This window comes from Pseudomonas sp. B14(2017), assembly GCF_002113255.1.
In the GTDB taxonomy this organism is placed as follows: Bacteria; Pseudomonadota; Gammaproteobacteria; order Pseudomonadales; family Pseudomonadaceae; genus Aquipseudomonas; species Aquipseudomonas putida_Z.
The window spans coordinates 83,103-96,504 of sequence record NZ_NEJY01000011.1 but is presented as its reverse complement, the minus strand read 5'-3'; the positions used below and the strand labels follow the sequence as shown (position 1 = coordinate 96,504).

Annotated in this window: 8 protein-coding genes and 1 pseudogene; 6 read left to right on the top strand and 3 right to left on the bottom strand. The window is 61.0% G+C overall.

Annotated elements, in window-relative coordinates; all coding sequences use genetic code 11:
- Positions 1 to 247: 247 nt before the first annotated feature.
- The 5 genes and pseudogenes from CAG34_RS13295 (at position 248) to CAG34_RS13280 (ending at position 6,874) form a co-directional block, all read left to right on the top strand.
- Entirely contained in the window at positions 248 to 2,359 is a 2,112-nt protein-coding gene (locus CAG34_RS13295; protein ID WP_025339887.1) for a TonB-dependent receptor domain-containing protein, read from the top strand.
- A 199-nt stretch (positions 2,360 to 2,558) separates the two neighbouring features.
- Positions 2,559 to 2,870, top strand: coding sequence for a hypothetical protein (locus CAG34_RS29460; protein WP_085590469.1), 312 nt, complete (start codon positions 2,559 to 2,561; stop codon positions 2,868 to 2,870).
- Between the two features lie 171 nt (positions 2,871 to 3,041).
- Entirely contained in the window at positions 3,042 to 5,288 is a 2,247-nt protein-coding gene (locus CAG34_RS13285; protein ID WP_085590467.1) for a bifunctional diguanylate cyclase/phosphodiesterase, read from the top strand.
- A pseudogene (locus tag CAG34_RS29455) lies at positions 5,285 to 5,614 on the top strand (PAS domain-containing protein); the annotation flags it as partial. The gene CAG34_RS13285 and the pseudogene CAG34_RS29455, both read left to right, overlap by 4 nt.
- Positions 5,588 to 6,874, top strand: a complete 1,287-nt coding sequence (locus CAG34_RS13280) for a methyl-accepting chemotaxis protein (RefSeq protein ID WP_371858044.1) — start codon at positions 5,588 to 5,590, stop codon at positions 6,872 to 6,874. The pseudogene CAG34_RS29455 and the gene CAG34_RS13280, both read left to right, overlap by 27 nt.
- Before the next feature lie 30 nt (positions 6,875 to 6,904).
- Here the strand turns inward: CAG34_RS13280 and tssM are convergent, their stop codons facing one another.
- Genes tssM through vasI form a run of 3 tightly spaced genes read right to left on the bottom strand, consistent with a single transcriptional unit; the run spans position 6,905 to position 12,598 of the window.
- Complete coding sequence (gene tssM, locus CAG34_RS13275) at positions 6,905 to 10,513, bottom strand: type VI secretion system membrane subunit TssM (protein WP_085590463.1); 3,609 nt, start codon at positions 10,511 to 10,513, stop codon at positions 6,905 to 6,907.
- Positions 10,488 to 11,978 (bottom strand): type VI secretion system protein TssA, encoded by a 1,491-nt coding sequence (gene tssA / locus CAG34_RS13270; protein WP_085590461.1) that lies wholly within the window; start codon positions 11,976 to 11,978, stop codon positions 10,488 to 10,490. The genes tssM and tssA overlap by 26 nt, the downstream gene beginning before the upstream one ends.
- Positions 11,966 to 12,598, bottom strand: a complete 633-nt coding sequence (vasI, locus tag CAG34_RS13265) for a type VI secretion system-associated protein VasI (protein WP_178080883.1) — start codon at positions 12,596 to 12,598, stop codon at positions 11,966 to 11,968. The genes tssA and vasI overlap by 13 nt, the downstream gene beginning before the upstream one ends.
- 299 nt (positions 12,599 to 12,897) lie before the next feature.
- Here vasI and tssB point away from each other — a divergent pair, with 299 nt between their 5' ends.
- Positions 12,898 to 13,401, top strand: a complete 504-nt coding sequence (tssB, locus tag CAG34_RS13260; protein ID WP_085590459.1) for a type VI secretion system contractile sheath small subunit — start codon at positions 12,898 to 12,900, stop codon at positions 13,399 to 13,401.
- Position 13,402: the final 1 nt, after the last annotated feature.

Genomic DNA, 13,402 nt, shown 5'->3' with positions numbered 1-13,402 from the left:
TAAAGCCGCTCCCACAGGTTGCGACATAGCATTCGGATATTTGGATATAACCTGCACTGTTCCGCAAACAACAGGGGCGCAACAAAATTTGCTGTTTTATTCAGCACTTCACACTAAAACTTTGGCCACACCCCCAAACTTCCGGCCTTTCGCCAGCTGGCACAGAAACTGCTCTTACACATTTCGACAGGCCTGACTATTCCCATAGAACGCCGAGGACCTACGATGACTTGCAAGGAATTGAACGATGCGTGCGATTCAACCCCAACCACTGCGCCTGGCCATCCGCCACGCCGCCCTGGCCACCGCGGCCACGGCCCTGCTGGCCCCGGTCACGGTACTGGCCGCTGAGCAAACCCTGGGCACGGTGACCGTGCAGGCCGCCAAGCAATCCGAAGTGCAACAGGCCGCCAGCGCCCTGGCCGAGGTGCCCGGCGGCACCAGCGTGGTCGACAGCGAAGAGGTCGCCAAAGGCCGCACTGCCACACTGCAGGACACCCTCGGCTACCAGCCCGGGGTATTCGTGCAGTCAACCGGCGGCAACGACGCGGCGAAGATCTCGATCCGCGGCTCCGGTGCCAACACCTCGCCCGGCTATTTCCGTGAGGGCATCAAGTTCCTGTTCGACGGCCTGCCGCTGACCGGCCCTGGCGGCACACCCTACGAATTCCTCAACGCCAGCGGCGTGAACTACACCGAGATCCTGCGCGGCGCCAACGCCTTCCAGTATGGTGCGCTGACCCTCGGCGGCGCGGTCAACTTCGTCAACCACAGCGGCTACAGCGCCCCCGGCCTGCGCGTGCGCGCCGAAGCCGGCAGCTACCACTACCAGAAGCAGAGCATCAGCTACGGTGGGGTCGAGGGCGACCTGGACTACTACCTGCAGGCCGACAACTACCGCAACGAGGGTTTCCGCGACTACAGCCTGTCGAAGAGCTCGGGCATCGTCGCCAATGCCGGCTACCGCTTCAGCCCCAAGCTGGAAACCCGCCTGCTGCTGCGCTACCGCGACGAAACCCACAACGACCCAAGCGCCACCACCCTCGACGCCGCGCTGCACCACCCGCGCCGCGCCAGCGCCACCGCCGAGAGCAGCGGTGCCGGTGCACGCCGCCCGGGCAGCATCTGGGTGGGCAGCAAGACCACTTATACCTTTGACGACGATGCACGGCTGACCTTCGGCCTGTCGTATCACGACTATCGCCATACCAACAGCCCGCGCAGCCCGAGCAATCCCAGTTACTGGGACTGGCACGACCTCGGCCTGCTGCTGGGCTACGACCGGGTCGACTACCTGTTCGGCCACGAAAGCCGCAGCAGCATCGCCTTCACCTCCACCCAGCACCTGCGTGGCGGGGTGAACTCGGCCAACGACGACAAGCTGTCGCTCAAGCAGGTCAACTACAAGGATTCGTTCGACCGGGTGATCGCCCTGGGCAACGATATCAACCTGGTCGACAACCTCTGGCTTACCAGCGGCGTGTCGTTCATCAACGTGCGGCGCAAGATCAACATCGACCACGCGGTGAACCCCAACACCACCAACTTCCCGCAGCACGTGGACTACGACAACTGGAGCGTCGCCCCGCGCATCGGCCTGCGCTACGAGTTCAGCCCGAACCTGCAGGTATTCACCAACTTCAGCCGCAGCATCGACCCGCCTGCTTCCTGGGAATACTCGGGCTCCGGGCCGACCCTGCCTTACATCCGCCCGTTGGTGGAGCAGAAGGCCAACACCTTCGAGGTCGGTATCAAGGGCTCGCACGGCATCTTCGATGGCAGCCTGGCACTGTACCGCTCGTGGATCCACGACGAGCTGCTGAATGTGCAGATCATCCCCGCCACGTCATCGTCGGCTGCGGTCACCGGTGCCTTCAACGCCTCACCGACCATCCACCAGGGTGTCGAGGCCGGCCTGAACACCCGCCTCTGGGAAAACCCGCAGGGCGACCTGGTACGCTGGCGCCAGGTGTACACCTACAACGACTTCTACTACCGGCATGACGACACCTTCGGCGACAACCAGTTGCCGGGCGTGCCCAAGCACATCTATCAGGGCGAGTTGCAGTACCAGGACCACAGCGGCTGGTACACCGGAATCAACGTGCAGTCGGCCTCGCGCACGGCAGTGGACTATGCCAATACCCTGTATGCGCCGTCGTACACCATCTGGGGGGCGAACCTGGGGTATGAGGCGCCGAAGGGCAACTGGAAGGTGTCGCTGGACCTGAAGAACCTGGCGAACAAGGCGTACGTGACGGCGGTGACGCCGGTGTACAACGCGCGCGGGCAGGATACTGCGTCGTTCTGGCCGGGGGATGGGATTGGCGCGTACGTGGGGGTCGAGTTCAGGTACTGACCACGCAGCAACGTGTTTGATGGCACGTCCATTGCGCATTCGAAATCGAGCGCCGCCCCACGGCGCTCGGTTTCCAGGAGCGCTGTTCGTACCGAAGGGCTTCACGGTGCAAGTGGAAGGTTTCAGCATTGACCTGAATCAATCAAACGCCATAGGCGGTGTTGTAAACAGCACACCAAACATATGGGAATGCAGTTTGATGAGCGAGTCCAACCAGGCAACCAGAATTATCTGCAACAATCTTGAACTGGCCGATCAATTGCGCCAGCTGTTGGCGCCCATAGCACCCGATTGCGAAGTGCTGAGTACGCCTGGCAATTGCAGCGCCGTACCGCTTTGCCGCTGGCTCGGTGAAGCAAAGTTGGGCTCGGCTGGGCAGGTACAGGCCGCTTTGCTGGATGCCACCGAGGTTCTCGAACAGACCCGACACGCCTTCAAATCCCGCGAACTGGGGCTGCTGCGGCGACGCTTGGTTGCATTGCTGGATAAATTGTCGGAAGATCCCCAATGATGTGAATGTGCCATCACCAGGTTCCGCCCTGCGGGAACCGGCTTTGCCGAGCAGGATAATAGGCCTGAAAGACGAAGCGCCGTGGCAACAAGTTCTTGAGCAGAACTTGTTGCCACGGCGCTTTTTTTTGGTTCAGCGGAAAGGAATCTTCACCAACACCGGGGGATGCGAATGAAGGTGACAAAAGACCTCGAGGAATTGCTCAAGCGTATCCGTCTCGATCACGCAGAGATTGCCGAACGCTTTCGCTTTCTCGACTGGAGCGCCGAAGACGCCAGGCGACTAGGCGCGGCAGCTCAGTACATGGCCCCGTCCCAGCAGGCTTTCGTCGACCATTTGTACCGTCACCTGGCCGAATTCTCCACGCCGTCTGCATTGCTTCGCACGCCGGAGGTCACCGCCCGTTTGAAGCAGAGCCAGGCCGAGTACTACCAGTGCCTGTGGGGCGGCCCCTACGATGAAACCTACGTCAACGGCCGCCTGCGTATCGGCGTGATCCACCAGCAGATCGGCCTGGAACTGAAGTGGTACCTTGGCAGCTATCGGCTGTACCTCGACGACATGCTGGAAAGCGTGTTCGGCGACAGCCCGGATGCCACGCTCTATTCAAGCCTGTTGAAGGCGGTGTTCTTCGACATGACGTTGGCCATCGATACCTACAGTGCGGCCCAGCACAAGGCGCTGGAAGATAGCGAGGCTCGCTTTGCCCGCGCGCTACGCGGTGCCAACGACGGGCTGTGGGACTGGCACGTCGACCAGGATCGGCTTTACGTCTCGGAGCGCTGGGCCAGCATGCTCGGCCTCAGCCGCGATAGCATCGGCGAGAGCAGTTCCAGTTGGTTCGGCCGCGTGCACCCGGATGACCTGCCGGATTTTCGCCATGCCATCGATGCCCATCTACAAGGGCAGACATCGTCCGTTCACCATGAGTACCGTATCCGCAAGCACAACGGTGACTACATCTGGGTCCTCGTGCGGGGGGTCGCCGAAATGACCACCCCTGGCGAGCTACGCATGGCGGGTTCGCAGTCCGATATCAGTGCACGCAAGGATGCCGAGCAGCGCCTCCAACATACCGCCCAGCACGACCCGTTGACCGGCCTGGCCAACCGCATCCGGCTTGACGAGCAGATGCAGAAGACCTTCAGGAAGCAGCGCAAGGGCGGTGACTACGAAGCGTTGCTGTTCATCGACCTGGACCGCTTCAAGTTGATCAACGATAGCCTCGGCCACAACGTCGGTGATCGCGTGCTGGTGGAAGTGGCTGTGCGCTTGAAAGAATCCCTGCGCCCCACTGACCAACTGTTCCGCTTCGGCGGCGACGAATTCATCGTCCTGCTTCACGACCTCACCTGCGACCGCGACGCCGAGCAGATATCCCAGCGCATCCTCGACAACCTGCATCAACCGCTGCACATGGACGGTCGTACCCTGGTGGTCAGCGCCAGCATCGGTATCGCGCCATTGCACGACAATGGCAAAGCCCTGGATGTGCTGCAGGCTGCCGACCTTGCCCTCTACCGAGCCAAGTCTGCCGGCAAGGCGCGCTTCGCCCACTACGACGAAACATTGCAAGACACGGCACAGCAGCATCTGGAACTGGAGTCCGCGCTAGGCCAGGCACTGCAACAGAATGAATTCGAACTGTACTACCAGCCAATCTATCGCCTGGACCAAGGGGCACCGCGGGTGACCGGGGTCGAAGCGCTGCTGCGGTGGCGCCATGGCGAACGCTTGATCTCGCCACTGGAGTTCATCCCTGCGCTGGAGGAGTCGGGAGCGATCATCCGCGTCGGCGAATGGGTACTGCGCCAGGCCTGTCAGCAGACCCGAGCCTGGCAACTGGCCGGGCATGAGCGTCTGCGCTGTTCGGTGAACATTTCCAGCACCCAATTGCAACAAGCCGACTTCACCCTCCGGCTGATCGATATCCTGCAAGAAAGCGGCCTGCCTCCCGCCAGCCTGATCCTGGAGATCACCGAAAGCCAATTGATGCATGACGACATCGGCACATTGGCCTGCCTGCATGAGTTGACCAGCCTTGGTGTTCTGCTGGCGCTGGACGACTTCGGCACGGGTTACTCCTCGCTTGGCTACCTCACACGCTTTCCGCTGCACATCCTCAAGCTCGACAAGAGCTTCATCACCGGCGTTCCTTACGAGAACAAACAGAGCGCGATCAGCCAGGCGATCATCGTTCTCGGCCGTAGCCTTGGCCTGGAAGTAGTGGCCGAAGGCATCGAGAGTTCGGCACAACTCGAATTCGTGGTTGGTGAAGGCTGCCATTACGCCCAAGGCTACTGGTTCAGTCGGCCACAACCTGCCGCCCAGATACAACATCTGCTCAGCACAGAAGACCGTTTCGAGGGGAGCGCAGTTACCCGGCGGGTACCCATCAGTTCAGGAGAAAAACAATGAAAACCAATCTTCCGGTCAGTGGTCGTGCCGTCGAGTTCAGTGCAAACGCGAACATTCTTTCAACAACCAACCCCAAGGGCGCCATCACCTACGTCAATCCCGACTTCATCAACATCAGCGGTTTCAGTGAAGCCGAATTGCTCGGCGTCAATCACAACATCGTGCGCCACCCGGACATGCCGCCAGAAGCTTTTGCGCATATGTGGCAGACACTCAAGGATGGGCGCTCGTGGATGGGGCTGGTAAAAAATCGCTGCAAGAATGGTGACCACTACTGGGTCAGCGCCTACGTCACGCCGATGCAGCGCAATGGCGAAACAGTGGAGTACCAATCGGTTCGCACACTCCCGACCAAAGCGCTGGTGGAAGCCGCTGAACATCTCTATGCACAGTTGCGTAGTGGTAGAAAGACCAACTGCCTGCGTATGTCACGGCTGTCCGTCGGCATGCGCCTGGCACTTGTCAGCACTGGCGTGAACCTGCTGTGCTTTGCGGCCTTGGGCTTGCTGGGCGCGTTGTCCTGGAGCCATGCCGCCCTCTCCATGCTGCTATCGAGCTTGCTGCTCGGCGGCCTGTTGCGCTTCAGCCTGCGCCCCCTCGACGCCCTTGCCCGAAAAGCCAGGAATATCGCCGACAACCCTCTGAGCCAGATACTCTACAGTGGCCGCCGCGACCAATTTGGCCAGATCGATTTCACTTTGCAAATGCTCGAAGCCGAGACCCGGGCAATAGTCGGACGCATTGCCGATTCGTCCCGCCAGTTGAGCAAGGAAGCCGAAGAGCTCGTGTCTGCAGTGGACAACAACAATTGCGCGACCCTCCGCCAGCAGGGGGAAACTGCCCAGGTAGCCAGCGCAATAACCCAGATGGCCAGCAGTGTGCAGGAAGTGGCGCGCAACGCTCAGCTCACCGCCAGCGCCGCGAACCTGGCCAATCAGGAATCCGACCGCGGCCAGCAACTGGTCGAGCAGACCCGCCAGCACATTGATAGCCTCGCCAACGAGGTGCAACAGACCAGCATGGTGATTCATCAACTGGAACAGCATGGCAATGAAATTGACCGCGTACTCGAGGTGATTCAAAGCATCGCCGAACAGACCAACCTGCTTGCCCTCAATGCCGCCATCGAGGCTGCCCGCGCCGGCGAGGCCGGCCGCGGTTTTGCGGTGGTCGCCGACGAGGTGCGCGGGCTGGCTTCGCGGACCCAGCAATCCACCGCGCACATCCAGGGCACCATCGATACCTTGCGACGCTCCACCGGGGATGCCGTACTTGCGATGCAGCGCAGCCACAGCAAGGCCGGCGTCAGCGTGGAGCAGGCACTGCTGGCCGCCCGGGCGCTGGACGGGATCACCCAGCGCGTCGATGAGATAAGCGGCATGAGTGTGCAGATCGCTGCCGCTGTAGAGGAGCAGAGCGCGGTGGGTGACAGCATCCAGTGCAACCTGGCCGGTATCAGCCAAACCACTCAGAAAAGCGTGCTTGCCAGCAACCAGAGTCGCACCACTGCCGCCCACGTCGCCAAGCTGGCCGAACGCCTTCAACTGCTGTCGACGCAACTTTGGCGGCGCCAGCGCAATGGGTGACGGGTTCGCACCAGACTCCCAAGCCAACCCTCACAAGCCGGCCTGCGTGGTCGACCCCAGCTTGGGCGACTTCTGCAACAACCCTCGTGGCAACTGGAAACCTTTGAAAGGCTCTTGCGTAATAGGGTTGAAGGCTTTCTGCGCGTTAAGCCTGTAGCGCATCACGCCATCGCCGGTCCTGAAGCTCAGGTCCACGCTGGTCGCCGTGCGCCCATTGAGCGAGCCACGGCTGAGCAAGCGGAACATGGACCAGGGGCCACGGTACTCAAGCCTGCTGCTGTTCCCGTTCTGCCGGAGCAAGGTCAGGTTACTGCGCACCTGCTGCCCCAAGGTATTGGGCCAGACGATACCGGTGATCTGGCTCGGGCCATGGGTGTAGGGAATCAATTGACCGTCAAGGTCCAGCAAGCTTGTACGCTGGTTGGCACTCAGGCCCAACGGCTCGATGCTGAACTGCACACTGAGGTTGCCGCGCTGATCGAAGAAGGTCTCACGGATACGATCTGCCCGCTCCAGCTGTTCGAGCACATCACTGCGGATCAGTGACTGCCCCTGCTGGCCGGCCTGCAGGGCTTCGAGGTTATCCCTCAGGAAGACCTTCAGGTATTGATCATGGAACTGCTGCAGCCGCCCCTTCGGCCCGAAGAAGGCTTCAAAGTCGTCCAGCGAAGCGTCGGGAGCTTTCACGACGAAGGGGTAGCGCCCTGCCAGGCGCTGCTGGAAGAAGCTGTACACCTCGGCGTCCCAGCGTCGTTCCAACTCGCGCAGGGCTTCGACATTCAGCACTTGTGCTGTTTGATCGGCCATTTTTCTGACCTGGTGGTTGATCGGTTCGGGTAAGCCGGTGGCCACCCGCTGCAGGGTGCCGATGGGGTCTTGCCCTGCCATCGAGAATCGCTGATGCACGGCCTGCAGCGCGGCCTTGCCTCGGTCGGGGCTGTCCTGCACCGCCTTGGCATAGTCGTGCACGGCCGCGATGGCAGCAAGGGTCTCGTCGTAGTAGCTGGGTTTCTCACCGGTTGCCTGCAGCATGGCACTCAGCCCGGCAAAGGCCCGCTGAATGGCCCAGGCCTGTTGTTGATCAGGCCTGCCACTTGTCGGCTGCAACGCTTCGACCTCCCCGGCTGCCTCAGCGACAACGGCTGATGAAAGCGAAGTGTTGTTCCTCACTGTGTCCAGCAACCGATGCAGAGGTGCTGCTGGCCCGGTCAACTGCTGCAGGATCGCGACACCATGATCCAGGTCGCGGAAGTCGGCCACCGAGAAGGCGTTCAAGGCTCGACGCCAACTGTCAATGAAATCGGCGCTGTACAGGTTACGTAGCCGCTCGCCCAGCGCCTCCCGGTCGGCATCCGAGTAATCGAGCTGGTCGCGCTCGCCCAGTGCCCACTGGTCGATCATCGCCATCTCTGCAAACCGCTGGCTACGTGGTTCGAAGTACTCTTTGAAGCCCTTGGCGGTGAGCATTGGCGCTATCAAAACACCCTCCCCCTGCCTGAAGCCGGGTGAGGACTGATACACCACATCGAACGCTGGCCCCACCTGATGACGCAGGTCCAGGCCGGCATTCAACTGCTCGCCAGCCTGCTGTTTCAGGCTCGCGTAGACCCGCTCTGGCAGTGGTACCTTGCGCAGCACCTGCTGCACCTGTGCCATACGCTGGCTGTACTGCGGAAGTTCGGTATCGGCATAGGCCAAGGCATACTTCAGGTGCCGCATGAGGTCGCGTTGCAATTGCCCCTGCCCGGGGAAGTTCTGTTGCCACTGGCGGGCCATCCAGTCCTCGACCCATTCGGGGCGGCGGCTCTGGCGGTCCTCCAGCATTCGATAAACCCGAAGCGCAGCCATCTGCTGTTCGCTGCCCGGCGGCGCGGCGTCCATGGCATCGATCACACCGCTGGCCAAGGCTGGCAGAAAGCGCCTGGAGAGCAAGCTCAGGTAGGCCTCGTCGACGCGTGGGCCAATGGCGCGCCCCTGATACAAACCAAGGTCGGAAACACCCGGCCACGCGGCACGATAGTTGCCAAACACCGACACGGCATCGCGTATCTGGTCCAGCGGTTCCAGCAGGTTGCGCCCGGTGGGGTCCAGACGCTGGTCCACTTCGTGATGACTGTACTCTCTGCTCTTGGCGAGCACATTGGCGGCCTTGGCGCCATTGATGTCAAAGTAGCGTTGCCAACTGGCGATGGCGACACTGAAGGCCAGCACGCCTACTGCAGAACCAACCCAAAGCAACCGACGTTTGCTGCGCGCTACCTTTATGTTGTCCCCGGCAAGGCCGGCCTCCTGGTAGATGACGCGCCGGAAGGCGTGCTGAATGAAGTAGACCAGCGCCTGCCCCTGCGCCTTGCCTTCACGCAGCGGAAACTCGGTCTTGTACGGCTGTGCCGCCTCACGCACGAACGCATTGAGCATGTCGCCCTGCTGCAAGACCGAAGACCAGTACACGCCGCGTACCAAGGCAGGCGTGGTGAAGCGGTCACTTGCGAGGGTTTCTTTCAGGAAGGCCAACAGTATCGGACGCAGCCCGATCAACTGGGCATGCAACGAGAACAAGCGAATTCGCAATGGCGCACCGCCCAATACATCGAGCCGGTCCACTACCTGTTCAAACAATTGCCTGATCAACCGATCGTAATGATCGCCATATTCATCCAGCCAGGCATCGAACGTGCCGACCGCATCCAGCTTGAAGGTGAAGCCCAGCATGTTTTCCCGCATGGCGGCGGGAAGCCCAGCGTAAAGCTGGTCGAAACCGTCCAGCAGATCGAATTTGGCCAGTACCACATACAGCGGCAAGCGCGAGCCCGACTGAATGCTCACTTCATACAGCCGCGTGCGTAGCACATGCGCCAAGGCGACACGTTGCTCAGGCGTGCCATGCAATAGCGCAGGCAGGTCAACGACCAACAGCAAGCCGTTTAGTGCTCTCTGGCTTCGGTTACGCACCAGCCAGCCCAGCATGTGTTCCCACAACCTGGCCGACGTGGCGGGTGGTGCTTTCGACGTGTCCGACTCCTCGGCTGATGAACCTGCCAACGATTCCTGACGGACGAAAGCGCCCGGCGGGTCGATGATCACCGCATCGTTGCTGACCCACCAGCCTATCGGATAAGCCAGCACTTGCGCTTGCCTGCCTCGCGCTTGTGCCTTGTCGATGCGGGTCAGGGAAAAACTCTGTTCGGTACGGTCGATAAAGCTGGTCTTGCCGGCCTGTTGGTCGCCCACCACCAGATACCACGGCAGCCGGTACAAGGCACGCCTGCCACCCGCATTGTCCAGATAGCGTGCCAGCCCTTGGTCCAAGGCTTTTTCCTGTGCCTGGACGAAAGGCAACACGTTGTCCAGTTCAGCGTCCACCGCCTGCTTGCGTTCGGCCTGCAAACGGCGAAAACGCCTGCGCAGCACCACAAGCCAGCAGAGTAGCGGAACCAATACAAGCGCCAGGCTGGCCAAGCCACGATGCGCCACGCTAGCCAGCGGCTGCTGCTCGCGCCAGACCCATTGCGGGCCGAGCCACCAGATTGCAACCAGCATCAATGCAGCACCCAGCCCGAGCAGCAGCGGCATGGCCAGGCCGATGCGGGCCAGCAGGGGCAAGCCCCAACGTTTAAGATGCTTCCACATTTGATTCATCCTGACTCCCGTTCCTTGTTCCAATCAGCCCGTGATGGACCGTGCACGCGTACTGCTGAAGGCGTTGAAACACCTCAGGCTCCCAGGCGCTGGCGGTGGTTTCCTGCATCGTTCGGGCAACGCCTGCGCACAAGTCCTGGGCCAACCAGGACACGCCCCGAGCAGCCAGCAGGTCAGCGGCGATCACCGTGGTATGGCAACGCTCACGCAGGCTGCGGAAGTCCGCCTGCATGCCCTGCAGCCTGAGCAACACCGCTTCCACGCCGCTGGTTTCCAGTTGGCAGGCCAGCTCCTCTCGCAACGTGGCGAATTCCTGAGAGGCCCCGTCCGAATCGGATTGCCCTTGTGCGCCCCTGAGCCACGCAAGACATTGGTCATCGACAAATACCTTGCCGTCGCTGAAGCACAACTGCTGCAGCGCGGGCATGCGCTGCACGAAGCGCGCGGTCGCAGCGCGAATGGCCTCAGCCACCTCGCCCATCGCCAGCCGCGTGGCAGCGCTCGCTGCCAGAAAGCTGCCGCGAAACCAGTAGGGGCAAGCCGTCACGCTCTTTTCGATCCGCTGCAGCAGGGCCGCGTCGATTGCAGTAGCGGCAATGGCATCTTCATAGTCCCCGGCAATGTCCTGCGGCACCGCCATCAGTTCCGTGCGGTTGCCCTGCCTGGTTTGAGGCGGCGTCTGGATGTGCGCCCACAAGCCGAACCGACGCAATTGGTAGCCAGCAGGATCGTAAGGGTCCTGTTGGTTGATCAGCTCGGCCATGGTCAGCATGGCCCTTCGTGATTCCCGCTCGTTGCCCAACGACACACGGGGCATTGGCGTGGCGATGACCTCGGCCAGGGGCGCAGCCTTGATGCCCTTGGCAGGGGGCTTGTCCGTGGTGGGCTCGGCAAGGCCGTTTGAAAGTTCCGTGTGCTTGCGTAGCAGGCGCTCCAGTTCGCCAAGGGCCGCTTCATCGAGCTGCGCTGCTTCCCGCTGCTGTTGCAGGCGTTGCAGCGCGCCCTGAGCCGCCGCGGCGTGCGCGGGGCTGAACGTGAAGCGGTCCAGGCGCGGCAACGCCACGAGCAAACGGTTGAGCATCAGGCCAACCAGCTTGCGCTTGCCGAGGAACCCTTTGGGGCCCGGTTTCGGGTATGCGCTTTCCCAATAGGCTTCGACCATGCCGGCCAGCAGTGCGAGGGTAAAACCCCAGCGCTCCCAGCATTGGCTGCGCAGCCAAGCGACACCCAGGTGGGCGACGATGCGCAGATGCTTGCACTCCTGGCCCAGGTACTGGCGGGACGCTTCTTCGATGTACGCCCAGTCGATGGAAGGCTCCTGCAACCCACCCAGCTTGACCATTTCCTGGTCGATGGCCTGGTAGGTTTCGTTCTCCACGTCGAACAGGCCGGCAGGGTTCTGCGCGTCGATGGGGGCAAGCAACCGGGCAATTTCCTGTGCGGTGACCTCTGCTACCAGCGACATGCCTTGCGCGCCTCATCGATGAGTGGGTCCAGCCCCTGAGCGTCGAAAACCAGCCCATCAACGGCTGGGTGGTCGCTCTCGACCTGAATGCGATGGGCCCCGATCAGTGGCTTGATCTGCTCGATGCCCGGCAAGCCCCTGCCAGCGTCAAGCACCTGGCCGTTCTCCGTCACCTGCCAGGGGGTAGCGAGAGTGGAGCCACGCTCCCCCTGCAATCGCACCATCACCCGGCCGGCATCGATGGGTTGTGCGGTAACCAGTTGCAACCTGGAAATGTTCTGCACACAACTGATCACCAGGTAGGGGGACGGTGCGACCGAAGCGATTGCGGGCGCCGAGATCATCAGCCCGTCATCCCCTTTTTCGAGGCGAAACGTCAGCTCCTCCGGCGACCGCCCCGCTTCATGGGTCATCACACGACGCAGCGTGGGCGAATCCTGCTCTGGCGCGGACCATTGCAGTTTCGTCACATGCGCCGGGGTGCCAGCGGCCTGGTCGAAACAAGCCAGACGCTCGACGTTGGAAACGATCTGCGGGCAGTCGCTGGCCTGGCTTGCCAAACTTGGCGCCTGGGAGAGCAACATCGAAAGCCCAACGCCATATGCATAGCGGACAATCATTGGTTTCACTCACTCATCAAATACGGCAACAGCGCTACCCGACTGGCCAGTCACGCTTCAACAGTAGTCATCAAATACAATTACTGGATAGTGGAGCATCGAAACGAAACAAAGGCTAGTACAGACAAAACAATATTCACAACCAAATATTTCCTTACACTTTCACGCTCGACGCACAATATTTTTTCGGCGCATGGTTTTTTACACGCACATAGCGAGAAGCCAATTACGTTTAAATTTAAACATAACTTTGTAGGACGCTTCCTACATATATTCAAACTTCACGAAGGCTGAAACTCATGAGTAAACGCTCAGGCTCCGTTGCACCCAAAGAACGCATAAACATCAAGTACGTACCGGCCACCGACGGCGAACAAGCCGAGGTAGAGCTGCCGCACAAGATGTTGGTACTAGGCGATTTCGGCCTGGATGATGCCCGCGCGCTGGAAGACCGTTCGATCATGCGAATCGACAAACACAGTTTCAACAATGTGTTGAACGACGCCGATGTCAGCCTCGCCATGTCCGTGCCATCCATGCTCAGCACTGCCCCCGACGCAGAGCTGGCGGTCAACCTGCAGTTCAAGTCCATCAACGATTTCGGGCCAGACAGCATCGCCCGCCAGGTACCGGAGCTGAACAAGCTGCTGGAGCTTCGCGAGGCATTGGTCGCACTGAAAGGCCCACTGGGCAACGTGCCCACGTTCCGCAAGCAACTGCAGCACCTGCTGAACAACGAACAGGCACGCAAACAACTGGCAGAAGAACTTGACCTGGTGCTCGAGGCGCCAAAAGAAGACTGAG

What these genes read in the sequence shown, in the direction of transcription:
- CAG34_RS29460 (WP_085590469.1), top strand. Translation starts at nt 2,559, where the DNA reads ATGAGCGAGTCCAACCAGGCAACCAGAATTATCTGCAACAATCTTGAA.
- CAG34_RS13285 (WP_085590467.1), top strand. Translation starts at nt 3,042, where the DNA reads ATGAAGGTGACAAAAGACCTCGAGGAATTGCTCAAGCGTATCCGTCTC.
- CAG34_RS13280 (WP_371858044.1), top strand. Translation starts at nt 5,588, where the DNA reads ATGCAGCGCAATGGCGAAACAGTGGAGTACCAATCGGTTCGCACACTC.
- tssA (WP_085590461.1), bottom strand. Translation starts at nt 11,978, where the DNA reads ATGTCGCTGGTAGCAGAGGTCACCGCACAGGAAATTGCCCGGTTGCTT.
- CAG34_RS13295 (WP_025339887.1), top strand. Translation starts at nt 248, where the DNA reads ATGCGTGCGATTCAACCCCAACCACTGCGCCTGGCCATCCGCCACGCC.
- vasI (WP_178080883.1), bottom strand. Translation starts at nt 12,598, where the DNA reads ATGATTGTCCGCTATGCATATGGCGTTGGGCTTTCGATGTTGCTCTCC.
- tssM (WP_085590463.1), bottom strand. Translation starts at nt 10,513, where the DNA reads ATGAATCAAATGTGGAAGCATCTTAAACGTTGGGGCTTGCCCCTGCTG.
- tssB (WP_085590459.1), top strand. Translation starts at nt 12,898, where the DNA reads ATGAGTAAACGCTCAGGCTCCGTTGCACCCAAAGAACGCATAAACATC.